Source organism: Kitasatospora sp. NPDC038210 (assembly GCF_055600605.1).
Map to the genome: position 1 here is coordinate 212,093 of NZ_JBVJYK010000010.1, position 18,265 is coordinate 230,357.

General features: G+C 75.0%; 14 protein-coding genes. 7 read left to right on the forward strand and 7 right to left on the reverse strand.

Translation table 11 applies throughout. The annotated features are described in order from the left end of the window. Nucleotides 1-68: 68 nt before the first annotated feature. Nucleotides 69-3,269: a bifunctional cytochrome P450/NADPH--P450 reductase gene (locus tag ACZ7KX_RS21815; RefSeq protein ID WP_470327875.1), complete on the reverse strand. Its 3,201-nt coding sequence runs from the start codon at nucleotides 3,267-3,269 to the stop codon at nucleotides 69-71. 194 nt (nucleotides 3,270-3,463) lie between these two features. Between ACZ7KX_RS21815 and ACZ7KX_RS21820 the strand changes: the two genes are divergently transcribed. Both ACZ7KX_RS21820 and ACZ7KX_RS21825 read left to right on the forward strand, forming a co-directional pair. Further along, nucleotides 3,464-4,132, forward strand: coding sequence for a LuxR C-terminal-related transcriptional regulator (locus ACZ7KX_RS21820; protein ID WP_470327876.1), 669 nt, complete (start codon nucleotides 3,464-3,466; stop codon nucleotides 4,130-4,132). Nucleotides 4,133-4,266: 134 nt separating this feature from the next. Beyond that, nucleotides 4,267-5,448 carry a methyltransferase gene (locus ACZ7KX_RS21825; protein WP_470327877.1) on the forward strand — a complete coding sequence of 394 codons (1,182 nt, stop codon included), beginning with the start codon at nucleotides 4,267-4,269 and terminating at the stop codon, nucleotides 5,446-5,448. A gap of 30 nt (nucleotides 5,449-5,478) precedes the next feature. Here the strand turns inward: ACZ7KX_RS21825 and ACZ7KX_RS21830 are convergent, their stop codons facing one another. From ACZ7KX_RS21830 to ACZ7KX_RS21845, 4 genes are all read right to left on the reverse strand, one after another. Next, the gene (locus ACZ7KX_RS21830; protein ID WP_470327878.1) at nucleotides 5,479-7,056 is read right to left on the reverse strand and encodes a PucR family transcriptional regulator; all 1,578 of its coding nucleotides are present in this window, start codon (nucleotides 7,054-7,056) and stop codon (nucleotides 5,479-5,481) included. A gap of 228 nt (nucleotides 7,057-7,284) precedes the next feature. Then, entirely contained in the window at nucleotides 7,285-10,020 is a 2,736-nt protein-coding gene (locus ACZ7KX_RS21835) for a molybdopterin-dependent oxidoreductase (RefSeq protein ID WP_470327879.1), read from the reverse strand. Further along, nucleotides 10,017-10,859: an FAD binding domain-containing protein gene (locus tag ACZ7KX_RS21840; RefSeq protein WP_470327880.1), complete on the reverse strand. Its 843-nt coding sequence runs from the start codon at nucleotides 10,857-10,859 to the stop codon at nucleotides 10,017-10,019. The genes ACZ7KX_RS21835 and ACZ7KX_RS21840 overlap by 4 nt, the downstream gene beginning before the upstream one ends. Nucleotides 10,860-11,056: 197 nt before the next feature. After that, nucleotides 11,057-11,866, reverse strand: a complete 810-nt coding sequence (locus ACZ7KX_RS21845) for an SAM-dependent methyltransferase (RefSeq protein ID WP_470327881.1) — start codon at nucleotides 11,864-11,866, stop codon at nucleotides 11,057-11,059. A 168-nt stretch (nucleotides 11,867-12,034) separates the two neighbouring features. Between ACZ7KX_RS21845 and ACZ7KX_RS21850 the strand changes: the two genes are divergently transcribed. The 3 genes from ACZ7KX_RS21850 (at nucleotide 12,035) to ACZ7KX_RS21860 (ending at nucleotide 13,710) form a co-directional block, all read left to right on the forward strand. Continuing rightward, nucleotides 12,035-12,223: a hypothetical protein gene (locus tag ACZ7KX_RS21850; protein ID WP_470327882.1), complete on the forward strand. Its 189-nt coding sequence runs from the start codon at nucleotides 12,035-12,037 to the stop codon at nucleotides 12,221-12,223. 136 nt (nucleotides 12,224-12,359) lie between these two features. Beyond that, a complete protein-coding gene (locus ACZ7KX_RS21855; protein ID WP_470327883.1) occupies nucleotides 12,360-13,055 on the forward strand; it encodes a hypothetical protein in 696 nt (231 codons plus the stop codon). A 79-nt stretch (nucleotides 13,056-13,134) separates the two neighbouring features. Further along, complete coding sequence (locus ACZ7KX_RS21860) at nucleotides 13,135-13,710, forward strand: helix-turn-helix domain-containing protein (RefSeq protein WP_350522792.1); 576 nt, start codon at nucleotides 13,135-13,137, stop codon at nucleotides 13,708-13,710. A gap of 96 nt (nucleotides 13,711-13,806) precedes the next feature. Here ACZ7KX_RS21860 and ACZ7KX_RS21865 read toward each other — a convergent pair whose 3' ends face one another. Together ACZ7KX_RS21865 and ACZ7KX_RS21870 are read right to left on the reverse strand one after the other, a co-directional pair. After that, the gene (locus ACZ7KX_RS21865) at nucleotides 13,807-14,718 is read right to left on the reverse strand and encodes a dihydrodipicolinate synthase family protein (RefSeq protein ID WP_470327884.1); all 912 of its coding nucleotides are present in this window, start codon (nucleotides 14,716-14,718) and stop codon (nucleotides 13,807-13,809) included. A 1-nt stretch (nucleotide 14,719) separates the two neighbouring features. Beyond that, nucleotides 14,720-15,541, reverse strand: coding sequence for an aldolase (locus tag ACZ7KX_RS21870; RefSeq protein WP_470327885.1), 822 nt, complete (start codon nucleotides 15,539-15,541; stop codon nucleotides 14,720-14,722). Nucleotides 15,542-15,905: 364 nt separating this feature from the next. Between ACZ7KX_RS21870 and ACZ7KX_RS21875 the strand changes: the two genes are divergently transcribed. Both ACZ7KX_RS21875 and ACZ7KX_RS21880 read left to right on the forward strand, forming a co-directional pair. Then, complete coding sequence (locus tag ACZ7KX_RS21875) at nucleotides 15,906-17,333, forward strand: phytoene desaturase family protein (protein ID WP_470327886.1); 1,428 nt, start codon at nucleotides 15,906-15,908, stop codon at nucleotides 17,331-17,333. 181 nt (nucleotides 17,334-17,514) lie between these two features. Beyond that, nucleotides 17,515-18,243, forward strand: a complete 729-nt coding sequence (locus ACZ7KX_RS21880) for a phosphatase PAP2 family protein (RefSeq protein WP_470327887.1) — start codon at nucleotides 17,515-17,517, stop codon at nucleotides 18,241-18,243. Nucleotides 18,244-18,265: the final 22 nt, after the last annotated feature.

The following is an 18,265-nucleotide window of genomic DNA, read 5'->3' on the forward strand; positions in this document are numbered from 1 at the left end:
CCTCCGGGCGCGGCCGTCGGCCCGCTGCATCCGCGCAGCGGGCCGACGGCCGTTCCCGGCGGACGCGCTCAGCCCGCGTACACGTCCTCGACGTACCGTCCGGCCTCGACCAGCCCCTGCAGCCAGTCCTGCGCCTGCTGCTCGTCGGCGCCCGGCGTCCGCTCCCGGTACAGCTCCCGGAAGGCCGCCCGGACACCCGGCGCCATCCGCGCGCCGTCGCCGCACACGTACACCTCGGCGCCCGCCGCGAGCAGCTGCCAGACCTCGGCGGCCTCCGCCGCGAGGCGGTCCTGCACGAAGCGCCGCCCGTCCTGCGGCCGCTCGCTGAAGGCCGGCCGCATCGACACCGCGCCGGCCCGCTCGGCCGCCTCCAGCTCCGCCCGGTGCAGGTAGTCCGCCGCCGGGTCGTCGCAGCCGAAGTACAGCAGCGCGGGGGCGAGTTCGGCTCCTTCGGCGAGCAGCGCACGGCGGTCGGCGACGGCGCCGCGGAAGGGCGCCAGGCCGGTGCCGGCCGCGATCATGATCACCGGGGTGCGGTGGCCGATCCGGAACGCCTCCCGGCAGGGCCGGACCCGGGCGAGCACGGTGTCGCCGACCGCCACCCGGGCGAGGTGGCCGGAGCCGGTGCCGCGGAAGGTGCCCCGCCCGGAGCGGGCCGGGGCGCTGAGCACGGAGACCATCAGGTCCACCTCGTCCGCACCGGCGGCCGGCGAGGAGGAGATCGAGTAGTGCCGGGGCCGGATCGGCGGCAGCAGCTCCAGCAGCACCGGCCAGGTCAGGCTGCCCTGCAGGGCCGGGTGGTCCTCGATGAGGTCCAGCAGGGTGCGCGGGTCGTCCTCGGGCACGGCCCGCAGTGCGCCCTGCTCGGGCGGGCAGGGGTTGAGCGCGGCCAGCGCGGCGCGCTGCCCGGCGGTCGGGCGGTCCTGCAGCTCCACGTGGTGGGTGAGCAGTTCGCGCACCGTCAGCGGGCGGTCGACGGTCAGGCCGGTGCGCCGGTGGGCGACGATGTTGAGCACCGCCCGCGGATCGGCGCCGAACAGCTTCGCCGCACGCTCGACCAGGGCCGGGTCGTTGGCCGGGAGCACGGTGAGGTGGTCGGCGGTCCGGTAGCCGGCGCCCTCGGGCAGGACGAGGCGGACCAGGCGCTTCACCCGGGGGTAGCCCGGATCGGTCAGGCTCTCGACGGCGGTGACGGTCAGCTCGGACATGCCGTGCCTGGCGGCCGACGCGGCCAGCGGTCCGCCCGTCACCTCGGTCACCGTGTACACGGCCTCCGGGCGCGGCGCGGCGGGGGCGTCGGCGTCCCCGTACCGCTCCAGCAGGGCGGCGCGCAGGTCCTCGGTGAACTGCCGCACGGTGCCGGACAGGTCGCCGGAGGCGTCGGCCTCGGCGCGGGCCACCAGCCGGGTCGCGCCGAGGGCGGCGAGCCGGTCGTCGATCAGGGCGGGGACGCGCTGGTAGGTGGCGGCGTAGGTGCGGTCACCGATGCCGAGCACCGCGTACTGCACGCCGTCCGCGGCGCCGTCCTCCTGGAGGCGGCGGACGAACACGGCCGCGTCGTCGGTCGGCTGCCCGTTGTACGAGGCGGCCGTGATCACCACCGGCCGGTCGGTGGGCAGCCCGTCCGCGTACGCGTCCAGCGGGGCGATCTCGGTGTCGCAGCCGAGGTCGGCGGCGGCCTCCGCGAGCTGCCGGCCGAACTCGCGGCAGGCGCCGTAGTTGGAGCCGTGCAGGAGCAGCAGCCCGGTGCCCCGGCGGACCCGGCCGGGGCGCCCGGCGGCGGCTGCGGTGCGCGCGGCCGGCCCGGCCGCCGGCCCGGTGACGGCCGTGGACGCGGGCGTGCGCCGGGCGAGGCCGACGGTGAACTCGTCGGGCTTGATGGTGAGCGTCTGCTTGATGGTCAGCCGGTAGTCGGCGTGGTCGATCAGCCGGTAGCGGTGGACCAGCATGCCGAGCAGCATGGTGGCCTCGTGCAGGGCGAACTGCCGCCCGATGCAGGCGCGTTCGCCGGTGCCGAAGGGCTTGAAGGCGTGCGGGGAGCGGGCCGCCTCGGGCTCGGCGTCGAACCGGGACGGGTCGAACAGCTCGGGGTTGTCGCCCCACACCGGGTCGCGGTGCAGCATCGGGGTCGACACGAAGACCGTCTCCCCGGCGCGCAGCGGGATCCGCCCGCCGAGCAGGGTGTCCTCGCGCGCCTCGCGGCTGAAGGCGGGCGCGGTGGGCCACAGTCGCAGCGCCTCGTTGAGCACCTGGCGGGTGTACCGCAGCCGTCCGACGTCCTCGTAGGACGGCTCCGGGTCGGCCCGGTCCCCCCAGAGCGCGTCCACCTCCCGCTGCACCTCGCGCAGGACGGTCGGGTGCTTGACGAGGTAGTACATCGCGAAGGACAGGGCGCCCGAGGTGGTCTCGTGACCGGCGATCAGGAAGGTGATCACCTGGTTGCGGATGTTCCCGGCGTCCAGCCGGGTGCCGTCCGAGGGGCGCACCGCACCGAGCATCAGGGCCAGCAGGTCCTCGGCCGGGCCCTGCTCGTCCTCGCCCGCGCGGGCGGCGATGACCTCGTCGACCACGTCGGCCAGGTAGTCGGCGTCGGCCCGGAAGGCGGTGTCACGCTCGCTGTGGTCCTGCTCCGGGTCGCGGGTGAGCCTGGTCATCGCCCACTCCAGGCAGCGCACCATCGCGTCCACGAACGGGTGCGGCTCGTCCCGCTCGAAGGAGCCGAAGTCGAAGCCGAAGCCGGCCAGTCCGATGGTGTCCAGCGTCATCCGGGTCATGTCGCCCGGCACGTCCACCGGCAGGCCGGCGGCCTCCCGGCGGTCCCAGGACTCGATCAGCCGGCGGGCCACCCGCAGCATCACCGGGTGGTAGGTGCGCATCGAGCCGAGGGCGAAGGCGGGCATCAGGATGTCGTGCGCCCGGGCCCAGTTGGGCTCGTCGTTGTACGCGGTGAACAGGCCGTCGCCGGTGAACCGGCGGACGTTCTCCAGGCCCGGGCCGATCGACTTGGTGAACCGGGTCTCGTCGGCCAGTTCCTCGACCAGCTCCAGCCCGGTGACCACCAGGGTGTCCCGGCCGTGCAGCCGCTGGACGAAGGCCGGGCCGTGCTCTCTGGCCAGCTCCATGATCCGCAGCATCGGGGCGGCGACCGGCGGCGCGGAGGAGATGTCCACCAGGGGGACGGTCCGGGGCCCGGCGGCGGGTCCGCTCCCGGCTTCGGCCCGCGCCTCGTCCCGCGCTCCGGCCGTTGCTTCGGTGATGGTCTCGGTCATGGTGGTCCCTCCCGCAGCAGATGGTTTTTCGGCTCACCCCACTCTGAGCCCACCGGAGGGGAGTCCCGGCTGTGATCACTACATGATTGTGTAGTACCCGGGACATCCGCGGACTTGCCGACGAGCCGTCAGCTCTGCCACGCACGTGCGCGTCGGGCAACGAGAGCGCGGACGCCACGGGAGGAGGAGCAGACATGCGATCGACCGAGGGCTGCGGTCCGGCACCGGGGAGCCGGCCGGACGCAGCGGTGATCTGGCGCAACCGGGCACTGCGCCTGCTGGACCACGTGCCGCTGCCGATCGCGGTGGTCGAGTTCGGCGGCCGGACCCTGATCGTCAACCGCGCCATGGCGGCCGAGTTCGGCCTGTTGCCGGGGCAGTTCCGCGACCGGAAGATCCTGGAGTTCTTCACCCTCCGGGACAGCGACACCCTGCAGGCGCTCGCCGAGGCCGTCCGGATGCACCGGCGCTCGCAGTACCCGGCCCGGGTCTCCTGGACCCCCGCCCGCGGTGACGAGCGGCACGGCGAGATGACCGTCGACCTGGTCGCCGACACCCCGGAACAGACCCCCGCCCTGCTGCTCTCGCTGCGCACCGTCGAGGCCCCCCGGGTGGTGCCGCCGCCGGGCCCGCGCGCCGAGGTCAGCCCGGTCGAGGGCCGGATCCTCGCCGCGGCCGCGCGGGGCGCCACCACCGCGCAGATCGCCCGCGAGATCGGGCTCGGCCCGGACGGCGTCAACTACCACCTCGCCCGGCTCTCCCGGCGCTGGCGGGTGCCCAACCGCACCGCGCTGGTCGCCCGCGCCTACGCCACCGGCGTCCTGGCGGCCGACACCTGGCCACCGGAACCCGTCTCCGAATGACGGAAGTTGATGAGACGTCAAAGCCGTTGCTGCCGAGGGCGATCGGGACCACCCGGCCGGGTGACGGCGGGCTTCGGTCCGGCCGCTCCTGGGCAGTCTCCCCCGGCGGGGGCCGATTCGAGGAGGAGGACGGCATGCGGCAGGACGAGGACCGGACCACCGGCGACCGGGCGGCGGCAGGGGCGGTGGACGGCGCCTGGGCGCGCCCCGCGGCACCACCCGGGACGGCAGCGGGCAGCACGGCGGAGACCACGGCGGGCACCTCGTCGGGCATCACGGCCGGCATCACGGCGGACGAGCGGGAGGCGGGTCTGCGGCAGTCCGCCGCCTTCCTCGTCGACGAGGCCCTCGGCTTCCTGTTCCCCGCCGCCCTGCGTGCCGCCGCCGAGGTCGGCGTCGCCGACCACCTCGCGGACGGCCCCCGCACCCCCGCCGAACTCGCCGCCGCGACCGGCACGGACGCCCGCAACCTGTACCGGGTGCTGCGCCTGCTCGCCACCCGGGGCATCGTCACGGAGGACGCGCAGGGCCGCTTCGCCCTCGCACCGGCCGGGCAGGCCCTGCGCAGCGGCGTCCCGTACTCCGTCCGGGCGGCCGTCCTGATGCTCACCGACCGCACCATGTGGCGCCCCGCCGGAGAGCTGACGCACTGTCTGACCGACGGCACCACGGCCTTCGAGAACCTCTTCGGCGTGCCGTTCTTCGACCACTTCGCCAAGGACGAGCGGACGGCCGCCGTCTTCCACGTCGGCATGGCGGCGATGTCCGACCCGGAGAACGCGCTGATCGCGGCCGCCTGCGACCTCCCGGCGACCGGCACGGTCGTGGACATCGGGGGCGGCCACGGCGGCCTGCTGCTGGAGGTGCTGCGCGCCAACCCGGGCCTGGAGGGCGTCCTCTACGACCGCGCCCACGTGCTTGCCGGGCACCGGCTGGCGGCGCACGGGGAGATCGCGGGCCGCTGGACGCCGCAGGAGGGCGACTTCTTCGCCTCCGTGCCGGACGGCGACGTCCACCTGCTCAAGCGGATCACGCACGACTGGGACGACGAGGACTGCGTCACCCTGCTCGGGCACTGCCGCCGCTCCCTGCGGCCGGGCGGCCGGGTCCTGGTCCTGGTCCTGGACGCCGTGGTCCCGCCGGGCAACGCGCCGCACCAGGCGAAGACCCTGGACCTGATGATGATGGCCTCCCTCACCGGCCGCGAGCGCACCGAGGCCGACTTCGCGGAGCTCCTCGGCCGGGCCGGGCTGCGGCTGTCCCGGGTGCTCCCCACGCCGACGGTGCTGTCGGTGGTCGAGGCGGTGGCCGCCTGAGCGGACCGGCGGGCGGGCCGGGCCCCGGCGTCAGGCGGGTGTGCAGCGCAGCGCCGCCCACAGGTCGAGACGGTCCTCCAGCCTGAGCAGGCTGCGGCCGGTGAGCTCCTCGATCCGTTTGACCCGGTAGTGCACCGTGTTGACGTGCAGGTGCAGCGCCTCCGCCGTCCTGGACCAGGAGGCGCTGTGCCGGAGGAAGGCGTCCAGGGTGTCCAGCAGGGAGACGGTGTTGGCCCGGTCGTGCTCGATCAGCGGCGCGAGGACCCGGCGGCGGAACTCCGCGGTGATCTCGGCCGGGACGCCCCGCAGCAGCGCTTCCAGGGAGGTGATCCGCGAGCAGCGGCCGACGGCTCCGGGCGGCTCGACGTCGAGCGCGTAGCGGGCCTGGACGAGCGCGGCCCGGAGCTCGGGGGCGAGCGGTTCGACGGTCGCGCCGATGCCCAGGCGCAGCCGCCGGCCACCGGTCAGGGCGGCTTCCAGGCGCGGGAGGACACGCTGCAGGGTCTCCGCGATCCTGTCCTCCGGGGCCGGGGACAGGGCCACCGCGCCGCCCCGGCCGTCGGGGGCGGCGACGAAGGGGGCGGGCAGTTCGTGGAGGGCTTCGGCCAGGGCCGCGGCCGGCCAGGTCGCGGGTGCGCCGTCGATCCGCGCGGCGACCGGGGTGAGCCGCTGCTGCGGGGGCAGGCCGGAGAGGGCGAGTGCGCGTTCCGCCTCGGCCTCGGTGTCGGCGCCGGAGTCGAGCAGTTCGATCAGCCGGGTGCCGGTCCGGCGCTGGGCGGTGGCGGTCGCGCGGTCGCGGGTGGCGAGCGGGGCGAGCAGCTCGGCCAGGCCGTGCAGCAGGGCGGTGGCGGTCGGGCCCGGTTCGGTGTGGGGCTGCAGCAGCCAGCCGTCGAACGGGGAGTCTGCGGGCGGGCCGACCGGGACGGGCGTCGCGGCGGTGCGCGGGGCACGGCGAGGCGGGGTGTGCGCCGCAGCGGATGCCGGTGCGTTCGCCGAGCCGTGTGCCGGGCCGTGCGTCGAGCCGTGTGCCGGGCCGTGTGCCGGGGGCTGCGCCGACGTGGCCAGGACCCGGCCGGAGCCGGTGGTCAGGGAGCACCCGGGCAGTCCGAGGTCGGCGACCGCCCGCTCCAGGAGCTCGTCCGGGGAGGCCTGCACGCGCAGCATCTGGGTCAGGGCGCGCCGGGCGGCGGCCGGGAGGGCCGCCTGCCCCTCGGCGTGCGCCTGGAGGTCCCCCCACAGCCGAAGGTAGACGCGGTCGGTGACGGAGCGGAAGCTGGTGCCGGTGGGCACCGACAGCAGGGGGATGCCGTGCCGGCGGCAGGCCTCGACCAGTTCCGCGGGGACGGTGCCGTGGGTGCCCTCGCCGGCGAGGAGCGCGGCGACCTCGGCGATGCGCAGCGCGTTGGCGAAGCGCATCGCCGCCTGGCCCTCGTCCGGCCGCCACCAGACCAGCCCGGAGAGGACCAGTTCGCCGCGCTGCAGGTAGCGGGCCGGGTCCTGCAGGTCGGTGGAGGTCACGCCGGTCACCTCGCGGTCGAGCAGGTGGGGGCTCGCCCAGGCGACCTCGATGTGGAGGTCGTCCAGCTCCAGGAGGTCTCCGACGATCATGCTGTGCTCCTTGTGCACCATGGACGAGTGGGGGTCTCGCACATGCGATGGATGACGCGTGTCAGGCATCGTAAACACAAGGCGGACGGGGCAGTTCGGCTCTTGTGGGATCGCCTGACGGCAGGGCGGCGGACGGGGGTGCGCTCCGGTGGTCCCGACAGTGGACCGCCCCGGCGCCGACCCGGTCCGGCTCGTTCCGGCCCCGACGCCGCCGCCCGCCCTGGTCCGTCACCGGTGCTCGTCGAGGGCCCGCCAGACCTTGTCCCGCAGGAACGGCGCCTCGGTGAAGCGGATGCCGGTGGCGTCCCGCAGGGCGTTGGCGAAGGCCGGCGGCACCGGGTTGAACGGGCTCTCCGACATCGACTTGGCACCCAGTGGCCCGATCGCGTCGGAGGTCTCGGTGAAGTGCACCTCGGTGCGCGGCACGTCCGCGAACGCGGGCAGCCGGTAGCGGCGGAACGCGGCCGTGGTGACCTCGCCCCGGTCGTCGACCAGGACCTGCTCGAACAGCGTCGCGCCGAGCGCTTGGGCCACGCCGCCCTCGACTTGGCCGCGGCACTGCAGCGGGTTCATCACTTTGCCGGCGTCGGCGCCGTGGACGCTGCGCAGGATCCGGATCTCGCCGGTGTCCGGGTCCACCGCGATCCGGAACCACTGGGAGTTGAACGCCACCGAGCGCGGCGAGCCGCCGAAGTGGCCGTCGGCGCCGAGCTCCACGCCCTGCCCGTGCGCGGCCTCGTACACCTCCTTGAGCGGCACCGTCCGCCCGTCGCAGTCCACCGCCTCGGCGGTCAGCCGCAGCAGGCTGCGCGGGGTGCGGGCGTACTCGGCGGTGAAGGAGAGGATCCGCTCGGCGAGCGCGTTGGCGGCCTTCATCACCGCCTTGCCCGCGACCACCGTGCCGGCCGAGCCGAACGCGCCGGTGTCGTGCTTGACGACGTCGGTGTCGGACTGCCGGACGGCGATCCGGTCCACGGTGGTGCCCAGCGCGCCCGCGGTGATCTGCTTGTGCACCGTCGTGGTGCCGTTGCCGAACTCCGCGGTGCCCACCGCGATGTCGTACGTGCCGTCGGCCAGCAGCTTCACCGTGGCGTCGGCGATGTGGCCGCCGGGCGGGCCGCAGGCGATGGCCGCCATGGCGAAGCCCTGGCCCACCAGCCAGCCCTCGGGGGCGAGTTCGGCGCTGGTGTCGTCCGCGAGGGCGTCGCGGACCACCCGCAGGCACTGGTCGAGCCCGTACGAGGCGATGTGCAGGTCCTCCTCCTCGCCGAGCGGGCCCTCCATGGGCTCGCCGGGCCCGATGACGTTCCTCTCCCGGAGCACCAGCGGGTCGATGCCCAGCCGGCGGGCGAGTTCGTCCATGGCCGACTCCACCGCGAAGGTGACCTGGCCGAGGCCGTAGCCGCGGAAGGCGCCGGCGGGCACCGCGTTCGTGTAGACGGAGTAGGCGTCGACCTTCTTGTGCGGCGCCCGGTAGACGCCCATCGACTCGCCGATGCTGTGGAACATCACCGCCGGCCCGTGGTTGCCGTAGGCGCCGGTGTTGGCGACCACCCGGAACTGCAGGGCCGTCAGGGTGCCGTCGCTCCTGGCGCCGAGCTTGACGGTGACGGTGAACGGGTGCCTCGTCGTGGCGCCGAAGAACTGCTCGGCGCGGGTGAACTCCAGCTTGACCGGCCGGTGCAGGCGCAGCGCCGCCAGCACCGCGATGTCCTCGGTGAGCATCTCCTGCTTGCCGCCGAACCCGCCGCCGACCCGGCCCGCCACCACGCGGACCTTGTCCGTCGGCAGGCCGTGGAGGTCGCACAGCGCCCGCCGGGTCAGGAAGGGCACCTGGGTGGAGGAGCGCACCACGATCCGCTCCTCGCCGGTCTCCTCGTTCTCCTCGAAGTAGGCGACGCAGCCGTGCGTCTCCAGGCTGGCGTGCTGCACCCGCTGCGTCCGGAACGTCTCCTCGTACACCACGTCGGCCTCGGCGAAGCCCTGCTCGACGTCGCCCAGTTCGCCGTGCGCCTCGCCGCAGACGTTGTCCTGCGGGCGGGCGATCCGGGACTCCGGGCCCTTGGGGTGGATCACCGGGGCGCCCGGGCCCATCGCCTCCTCCGGGTCCAGCACGTGCGGGAGCGGCTCGTACGTGACGACGATCCGCCGGCAGCCCTCCTCGGCCGCGCCCTCGCTCTCGGCGACGACGGCGGCCACCCGCTGGCCGACGAAGCGGACGGTGTCGTCCAGCAGCCGGGTGTCGTCCGGGTCCTCGGTCGGGTGCTCGTGGCGGGCCGAGGAGTACAGGGTGTCCGGCGCGTCCTCGTGGGTGAACACCGCGACCACGCCGGGGACGCGCAGCGCGTCCGCGGTGTCGACGGCGACGATCCGGGCGTGCGGGTGGGGCGAGCGCAGCAGCTTCATGTGCAGCAGACCCGGGACGTCGACGTCGAAGGTGTAGCGGGCGGTGCCGGTCACCACCTGGGGACCGGCGGGGGCGCCCAGGCTGCGGCCGACGGCCTGGCTGGCGCACGGCCGTTCGGTGTGCCGCACGCCGCGGACGGCGTCCTCGATCGCCCGGTAGCCGGTGCAGCGGCACAGGTTGCCCTTCAGTGCGCGCGGCAGGTCGGCGAGCTGTTCCTCGTCGAGGGCCGAGGCCGTCATCAGCATGCCGGCCGTGCAGAAGCCGCACTGGAAGCCCTGGGCGTCCAGGAACTTCTGCTGCAGCGGGTGGAGTTCACCGCCCTCCTCGGCCAGTCCCTCCACGGTGGTGACGACGCGGCCCCCGGCGCGCAGCGCCGGGTAGAGGCAGCTGTGCACCGGCTCGCCGTCCACCTGGACGGTGCAGGCGCCGCAGTCCCCGGCGTCGCAGCCCTTCTTCACCCCGAACCAGCCGCGTTCGCGCAGGTAGGTGCGCAGGCACTGGCCGGCGCGCGGCTCGGCGTCGAAGTCCTCGCCGTTGACCCGGACGGAGAAGCTCATCGTCCGGCCTCCTCACCGGAGCGGTGCTCCTCGACGATCTCGCGGCGGACCTCCTCGGCCAGCCGGAAGGTCATGTGCCGCCGCCAGGCCGGGTGTCCGTGGATGTCGTCGAAGTACTCCTGCGGCTCGATCCCGCGGGCGATCGCCTCGTGCACCGCCGCCGCGTTGGGCGGCAGCGGGAAGCGCAGCCGGACCGGGCGTACGGTGGAGGCGGTGACGGTCAGCACCAGCTCGCCGTCGAGCGGGTCGCGGGTGCCGATGATCAGCGCGGCCGAGCGGCCGAGCCCGTAGAGGGAGGCCTGCCGGAATGCCGTGCGCCGCGCCAGGGCCCGGGCGGGCAGGCGGATCGAGCGGAGCAGTTCGCCGGGGCGCAGGTCCTTCACCCCGGCGCCGACGACGAAGTCCTCGACGCGCAGTTCGCGCACCGCGCCGTCCTGGGCGAGCAGCGTGCAGACGCCGTCCAGCGCGGCGGTCAGCGAGATCATCGGCCCGGCGGGCAGTCCGTTGCACAGGTTGCCGCCGACGGTGGCCATGTGCCAGATCTTCCAGGAGGCGAGGAAGGCCCGGCAGCACTGCTCGACGAGCGGGGCCGCCGGCCGGTCCAGGGCCTTGGCGAAGCGCGACAGTTGGGCGATCGTGCAGGTGGCCGCGATCTCCAGGTCGCCGTCGGGCGTCAGCCGCACCGGCTCCCAGCCCATCCGGCTGAGGTCGATCAGCCGGCGGATGTGCGGCTGCGGCTCGGAGAACAGGTACGTCCCGCCGCCGAGCCAGGCGTCCCCCTGGCGCCAGGGCCCGCGCCGCCGCGCGTCGCGCAGCTCCACCACCGTGTTCAGGTCCACGTTCCGTCACCGTCCTCGATTGATCGACACGGCGATTGAAGCAACGAGCGACCGGGCGGAACGAGTGGTCGCACGCACCAGGCGCGGGCGCCCGGACTGGGTGATCGACCAGCGCACGGACATGACCCCCGGCCGGCCGGGGGCGGCTCGACAGCGGGGCGGGGGCCCGGCGGCCGGGCTGCCCCGTGGCGGCGCGGTCAGCCGTCCGCACGCCGTACGGCCTCGATGAAGCCCCTGGTGGTGGGCCGCGACAGCGGGCGGCCGTACGTCTCGCCGAGGCCGTCCAGGGCGGTGAGGGCGGTGGTCCAGCCGTGCCGGTCGAGCCAGCCGTGGGTGTCGGGGCCGAGGCCGCCGCGCCACAGCCCGGTGATGTGGGCGAGCGACGGCTCGTGCGGCGTGGCGTTCACGTCCTGGCCCTTCTCCAGCAGCAGCCGGCTGCCGGGGGCGGCCAGGCCGGCGACCGCCGTGAACAGTCCGGCCGCCTCCTCGGGCGTGAAGTAGACCAGCAGGCCCTCCGCCAGCCAGGCCGAGCGGCGCGCCGGGTCGAACCCGGCCCCGACCAGCCGGGCGGGCCAGCCGTCGTCGAGCAGGTCGGCGGGCAGGGTGGTGCGCCCACTGCTCGGCACCGCGCCGAGCCCGTCGAGGACCCGCTCCTTGAAGGCCAGCACCGGGGCCAGGTCGAGCTCGAACACCCGGGTTCCGGCGGGCCAGTCCAGCCGGTACGCGCGGGTGTCGAGCCCGGCCGCGAGCAGCACCACCTGGTCGGCCCCGGCGGCGAGCAGGCGGTCGTCGTAGTAGCGGGTGCGCAGGATGCCGTGCGCGACCAGGGCCTTGGCGAGGTCGCTGCCCGGGCCGGTGGCGGACATCGGCGCGTCGGCCGCCGTGACGAACGCGGCGGCGTACGGGTCGACGAACAGCGGGTCGGGGCGGGAGCTCTCGTAGGCCCGGACCCGGGCGACGGACAGGGCGGTGCGGGACACCGGGCTCAGCGGTTCGGAGGTCGTCATGGCGGCAATGTACCGACCCGAACGCGCCGCCCGTCCGGCGGGACTTCCACAACTCCGTCACAAGGGAGCCGAGTTGCTCCCCGCCGCCGGCGGGCCCTGGCATCATCCCGGCTGGGCGCCCGGGGAGGTGCCCGGGGCGCGATCCTGGGGGCGGCGATGGAGACGTGGATGAGGGATCCGGGGGCGTCCGGCGGCTACCGGAGGCCCTCCGTAGCACTCCTGGTGCAAGGGCTGTTCCTCCTGTCAGGACTGGCCGTCACCGCGCTGGGGTTCCGGCTGTTCCTCGACGTCCACCACGAGATGTACGCCTACCGCACCGCGCCGGTCTGCGGCACGGCCGCCGCCGCGATCCCCTGAGCGGACCGGCCCCGTCGACAGAAGTTCCACAACTGCGTTACAAGAGGTTCGAATTGACTTCCCCCGCCGGGAACCTCCCTGGGATCATCCCTGCTGGGCATCGGGGAGGTGCCCGGGACGGGATCGAGGGGGTTCGATGAACGCACGGATCGAGGACGCGAGGCCGCCCGGCCGGCCCCGGCTCCACTGGGTGATCGCCCGGGGCCTGGCCCGGGTGCTGCTCCTGGCGGCGGGCCTGGCCACCGTCCTCCTCGCCTTCAGCTGGTTCGTGGGCGCGTACGGCTCGGTGTACGCCTACCGCGCCGCCCCGGACTGCGGCGCGGCGGCCGCCGCGCCGGGCGCACCCTGCGTACGCCACGAGACCGGCAGGGTGACGGCGCGGAGGGTCGACAGCGGCAGCGACTCCACCACCTACGATCTGACCGTGACGCGCGAGACCGCACCCGGCAGCACCTTCAGCGTCGGCGAGGCCTTCTACAAGGAGGCGACGTTCGGCACCAACGTGGACCTGAAGATCTGGAACGGCCGGCCGGTCGAGATCTCCTGGCACGGGCACCGCGCCTCGACCCCCGACATCCCCTGGCTGTCCGTCCTCAAGGTGGCCCTCCTGGTCAGCCTGGGGTCGACCCTGACCGCGTGCGGCTTGGCCCGGCTGGGCGACAACTCCCTGTCGACTCCGGTCTTCGCCGCCCTCTGGATCTTCTTCCCCGCCTACTTCGGGGGCCTGATCCTCTGCCTGGCCCAGTGGCCCCTCGTCATCACCCTGGTGATCCCCGCCCTCGTCTGGCTGCTGCTGACCGCCACCGCCGTGGCCGCGGCCCGCGACGTCTGAGGCACCGAGACCACCCCGACGGCCCGTGCGTCCGCGATGGGATGATGGACCGGACGAGTCCGCGGGTGAGAGGTGGCGCATGAGCAGCAGACTGCGGGTGCTGCGGAAGCAGAACCGGCTCAGTCTGGAGGCGCTCGCCGAGCAGGTCGGCGTGACCAAGAGCTACCTCTCCAAGGTCGAACGGGGTCTCAGCGACCCGTCCATCTCCACCGCGCTCAAACTGGCGCACGCCCTGGGCGTCGACGTCGGCCGGCTGTTCTCGGACGAGGTGGAGCCCGAGCTGGTGACCGTCGTACGCGCCGGCGAACGCACCCCGATCGCCGGCGGCACCGGCCCGGGCACCCCGCACTACGAGGGCATCGCGACCGGCCTCAGCGGCAAGCAGATGGTGCCGTTCGTGATGTACCCGCCGACCGACGCGACCGGCTCGGCGTACAAGTCCCACGCGGGCGAGGAGTTCCTGTTCGTCCACGCGGGCACCGCGGAGCTGGAGTTCCCCGAGCGGACCGTACGGCTCGGCCCCGGGGACAGCGTCTACTTCAACTCCGCGCTGCCGCACCGCTGTCGGAGCACCGGAGCGGAGCCGGCCGAGATCCTCGTGGTCATCCACGACGACCCGGCCGGCCCCTCGGACCGGGTCCCCACGCTGCCCTGAGCCGACCCGCGCCGGCTCGCCCCGCCCCGCCCCGACGCGCGGCGGCTCGCCCCGCTCCGGCGCGCGGCGGGTCCGGCGCGCGGCGGGTCCGCGGACTCACGCCGGCGGGGCCACGCCCAGCGCGCCCGCCTCCGCCAGCAGCGCGGCCAGCCGTTCCGCCCGCTCCTCGGCCAGTGGCAGCAGCGGCCGCCGCGGCCCGCCGACGTCCAGGCCGCCCAGCGCCAGGCCCGCCTTGACCGTGGTCGGCAGGCCGCCCCCGGTCAGGAACTGCAGCACCGGCAGCTGCCGGTAGAAGACCTGCCGGGCGGTGTCCAGCGCTCCGGCGCGCACCGCCCGGTACAGGGCCAGGGTGAGCTCCGGGATCAGACAGGGCGCCGCCGTGCACCAGCCGGCCGCACCGGCCGCGAAGGCCTCCAGCGCCAGCGGGTTGGAGCCGTTGTAGAACGGCAGGGCGCCGTCGGACAGTTGGGCGAGCCGGTGCATCCGCTGGATGTCGCCGCTGCTCTCCTTGACCATGGTGATGTTCTCCACCCGGTCGACCAGCCGGTGCAGGAGCTCCGGCGGGAGGTCCACCCCGGCGGTGGCCGGGTTGTTGTAGACCATCAGCGGGATGCCGATCGCGCCGGCGATCTCCTCGTAGTGCCGGGTGACCTCCCGTTCGTCCAGCCTCCAGTAGGACAGCGGCAGCACCATCACCACGTCGGCGCCGACCTGCTCGGCGTACCGGGCCCGGCGGACCGCGCTGCGGGTGGTGAGGTCGGCGATGCCGACCACGGTCGGCACCCGGCCCGCGACGGCGGCGACCGACGCCTCGGTGACGTCGAACCACTCCCGGTCGTCGAGGTAGGCGCTCTCGCCGGTGGACCCCAGCGGGGCGATCGCGTGGCAGCCGGAGGCGACCAGCCGCTCGATCAGCTCGGCGAGCCGGGTGAGGTCCGGGCTGCCGTCGGTGCGGGAGAACGGGGTCACCGGGTAGGCGATGATCCCGTCGAGGACGGTCGCGGCCATCTCAGGAGTCCTTCCGGGTGGGGGCGGCAGCGAGCAGGTGGTCCACGGCGTCGCCGTGCCCGGCGCGCAGCGCGCGGCGGGCGTAGTAGGCGAAGTTCGCCTGGCCGCGCTTGGGGGTGGAGATCCAGTCGTGCGCCTCCTGCGCCAGCAGCTCGGGGATCTCCTGGATCCTCCCCGCGGCGCTCGCCAGCAGCTGGAGCTTCGCGGCCCGTTCGAAGAGCAGGGCCAGGGTGCAGGCCTCCTCGACGGTCCCGGTGGCGACCAGCTGGCCGTGGTGGGCCAGCAACAGCGCGCGCTTGTCGCCGAGCGCGGCCGCGATGATCTCGCCCTCCTCGTTGCCGACCGGGATGCCGGGCCACTTCTCCAGGAACGCGCAGTCGTCGTACAGCGGGCAGGTGTCCATGTGCGACACGACCAGTGGGGTTTCGAGCATGGACAGCGCGGAGACGTGCAGCGGGTGGGTGTGGATGATGCAGTTGACGTCCGGTCGGGCGCGGTAGACCCAACTGTGGAACCGGTTGGCCGGGTTGGCCATCCCGTCACCCTCCAGGACGTCGAGGTCCTCGTCCACCAGCAGCAGGTTGGACTCGGTGATCTCGTCGAAGCCGAGTCCCAGGCGCTGCGTGTAGTAGGTGCCCGGGCGCTCGGCCCGGGCGGTGATCTGCCCGGCCAGGCCGGAGTCGTGCCCGGCGTCGAACAGGATGCGGCAGGTCAGCGCGAGCTTCTGGCGCACCGTCCAGCCGCTGTCGGGGATCGCGGCCTGCATCCGGCGGTGGGCGAGGTCCACCAGCTCGGACTTGTCCGCTTCGAACGTGTCGGCCATGCCGTGGTTCTCCTTCACTTCCCAGGGGTGTTCGGCTCTGCGGGGGGGGCGGGGCGGGACGGAGGCGCAGCGGAGCGGGCAGCGCACGGCAGCGGGCAGCGCCTGGTAGCGACCCGCGCCGGCCGGACCGCCGGGCGCGCCTCGGCGAGGACACGATGTTCACCATAGGACACAATGTGTCCTTCGTCGACCGTCGGTTCCGTGCTTCACCGGAAGTAACAACGGCTCGTACACGGCGGTGCTCCACCGGAAGTGACGACCGCTCAGCTCGAACACGGCGCGGGCATGGCCCGGCGCGGCTCGGCGGAGACGGACACCAGGGATCATCATGGGTCCCGGGAGAAGGTTCACCGGGAGGCAGCACATGACCGATGCCGTCGTCGTCGGCTCCGGGCCCAACGGCCTGGCCGGCGCCGTCACGCTCGCCGAGCACGGCCTCACGGTCACCGTGCTGGAGGCCGCCGAGGAGATCGGCGGCGGCGCCCGCAGCGGCGAGAGCACCCTGCCCGGCCTGCTGCACGACCACTGCTCGGCGGTGCACCCGTTCGGCGTGGCCTCCCCACTGCTGCGCTCCCCCGACCTCGCCCGGCACGGACTGGAGTGGGCCTGGCCCGAGGTCGACCTGGCGCACCCGCTCGACGGCGGGGAGGCGGCCGCGGCCGTGCGATCGGTCCGCGACACCGCCCGCGCCCTCGGCGCCGACGCCGACGCCTGGCTGCGGGTGTTCACCCGGCCCGGCGAACACTTCGACGCCCTGGCCGAGGACGTCCTGCGTCCCCTGCTGCGGCTCCCCCGGCACCCCCTGCTGCTCGCCGACTTCGGCCGACGGGCCGCCCTGCCCGCCACGCTGCTCGCCCGCACCTGGCGCACCGCCCGGGCCCGGGCCCTGTTCGCCGGCGCCGCCGCACACGCCTTCCGCCCGCTCGACCGGCCCCTGACCTCCGCCGTCGGCCTGCTCCTCCTCGCCGCCGCGCACCACCGCGGCTGGCCGGTCGCCCGGGGCGGCTCCGGCCGGATCACCGCCGCCCTCGCGGCGCGGCTCACCGAACTCGGCGGACGCATCGAGACCGGACACCCGGTCCGCGCACTGGCCGACCTGCCGCCCTGCCGGATCGTCCTGCTGGACGTCGCGCCCGGCGCGGCCGCCGACCTCTGCGGCGACCGGCTGCCCCCGCGGGTACGGCGTGCCTACCGGCGCTGGCGGTACGGGCCGGCGGCGTTCCGCATGGACTTCGCCGTCCAGGGCGGCGTCCCGTGGCGCCACCCGGACTGCCGCCGGGCCGGCACCGTGCACCTCGGGGGCACCCTGGAGCAAGTCGCCCACGCCGAACGGGAGACCGCCCGCGGCCGGCTGCCCGCACGCCCCTTCGTCCTGGTCGCCCAGCAGTACCTCGCCGACCCCGGCCGCTCCCGCGGCGACGTCCACCCCGTGTACGCCTACGCCCACGTGCCGCACGGCTACGACGGGGACGCCTCCTGGGCGGTCCTCGCCCAGATCGAACGCTTCGCGCCCGGCTTCCGCGAGCGCGTGCTGGCGACCACCACCCTGCCGACCCGCCACCTGCCCCGCCACAACCCCAACCTCGTCGGCGGCGACATCAGCACGGGCGCCAACACCGCCCGCCAGACCGTCCTGCGTCCGCGTGCCGCCCTCGACCCGTACGCCACCGGCATCCCCGGCGTCCACCTCTGCTCCGCCGCCACCCCACCCGGCGCGGGCGTCCACGGCCTCTGCGGGGTGCACGCGGCCCGCTCCGCCCTGCGACACGCGGGGATCCCGGTGACCGGCTGAGCGGTCGGCGTCGGGGCGTCCCATGCCGTCGGCGTCGGCGTCGGCGTCGGGCGGACGCAGCCGCGCGGGCGTGGCAGCGCCCAGCCCGACCGTGGGCGCCGCGAGCATGGGGACGGTGCCGCTGTCCGCCCGGTCGGCGGCAGCGGCAGGCTCCCGGCCCCGAGGAAAGGCGTCGTGCCCGATGAACCGACCGCCGACGACCGTGCGTCCGTCCCGGCCCGCCGCGCCGGAGGCCCGCGCCAGGCGACGGTGGCTCCTCGCCGCGGGCGTCGCCGCCGCGCTGTTCACCGCCCTCGCCGTGCTGCTGGCCACCCGCGCATGGGCGCCGTTCCCCTTCGAGCGGGCGGCCGCCGACTGGGCCGCCGACCACCGCCCGGCGGTCGCCCGGAGCTCGGCCGTCGCGCTCACCCGGCTCGGCAGCGCCGTGGTGCCCTACCTCCTCGCCCTGGCCGCCGGGGCCGTCAGCGTCCGCGCCACGCCCGCGCCGCGGCCCGTCCGCCGGGCCGCCCTCCAGCTGGCGGCGCCGGTGCTGTGGCTGATCGCGGGCCAGCTCCTACGGCTGGGCGTGATGCACGCCTGCGGACGGCCCCGGCCGCCCCAGGCGGAGTGGGCGACGGACGCGTCCGGGTTCTCCTTCCCGTCCGGCCACTCCTTCACCTCCGCCGTCAGCTCCGGCCTGCTCGCCCTGGCCGTCGCCCGGGCCCACCCGGCAGCGGCCCGGACCGCCGCCGGGTGGGCCGCCGTGTTCACCCTGGTGGTCGGCCTCAGCCGGATCTACCTCGGGGTGCACTGGCCCCTGGACGTCCTCGGCAGCTGGCTCCTCGCCGCCGGATGGCTCGCGATCGGCGCCGTGCTCCTGCACCCGCTCCAGCCCACCGCCCCACCGCCGGACACCGGCGGCGCAGCCTGACCCGCTCGGGCCGCGCTCGCCG

Excerpts from the sequence above, each read along its gene's own strand:
- ACZ7KX_RS21815 (WP_470327875.1), bottom strand. The coding sequence starts at position 3,269 with ATGACCGAGACCATCACCGAAGCAACGGCCGGAGCGCGGGACGAGGCG.
- ACZ7KX_RS21820 (WP_470327876.1), top strand. The coding sequence starts at position 3,464 with ATGCGATCGACCGAGGGCTGCGGTCCGGCACCGGGGAGCCGGCCGGAC.
- ACZ7KX_RS21825 (WP_470327877.1), top strand. The coding sequence starts at position 4,267 with ATGCGGCAGGACGAGGACCGGACCACCGGCGACCGGGCGGCGGCAGGG.
- ACZ7KX_RS21830 (WP_470327878.1), bottom strand. The coding sequence starts at position 7,056 with ATGATCGTCGGAGACCTCCTGGAGCTGGACGACCTCCACATCGAGGTC.
- ACZ7KX_RS21835 (WP_470327879.1), bottom strand. The coding sequence starts at position 10,020 with ATGAGCTTCTCCGTCCGGGTCAACGGCGAGGACTTCGACGCCGAGCCG.
- ACZ7KX_RS21845 (WP_470327881.1), bottom strand. The coding sequence starts at position 11,866 with ATGACGACCTCCGAACCGCTGAGCCCGGTGTCCCGCACCGCCCTGTCC.
- ACZ7KX_RS21850 (WP_470327882.1), top strand. The coding sequence starts at position 12,035 with ATGAGGGATCCGGGGGCGTCCGGCGGCTACCGGAGGCCCTCCGTAGCA.
- ACZ7KX_RS21855 (WP_470327883.1), top strand. The coding sequence starts at position 12,360 with ATGAACGCACGGATCGAGGACGCGAGGCCGCCCGGCCGGCCCCGGCTC.
- ACZ7KX_RS21860 (WP_350522792.1), top strand. The coding sequence starts at position 13,135 with ATGAGCAGCAGACTGCGGGTGCTGCGGAAGCAGAACCGGCTCAGTCTG.
- ACZ7KX_RS21865 (WP_470327884.1), bottom strand. The coding sequence starts at position 14,718 with ATGGCCGCGACCGTCCTCGACGGGATCATCGCCTACCCGGTGACCCCG.
- ACZ7KX_RS21870 (WP_470327885.1), bottom strand. The coding sequence starts at position 15,541 with ATGGCCGACACGTTCGAAGCGGACAAGTCCGAGCTGGTGGACCTCGCC.
- ACZ7KX_RS21875 (WP_470327886.1), top strand. The coding sequence starts at position 15,906 with ATGACCGATGCCGTCGTCGTCGGCTCCGGGCCCAACGGCCTGGCCGGC.
- ACZ7KX_RS21880 (WP_470327887.1), top strand. The coding sequence starts at position 17,515 with ATGAACCGACCGCCGACGACCGTGCGTCCGTCCCGGCCCGCCGCGCCG.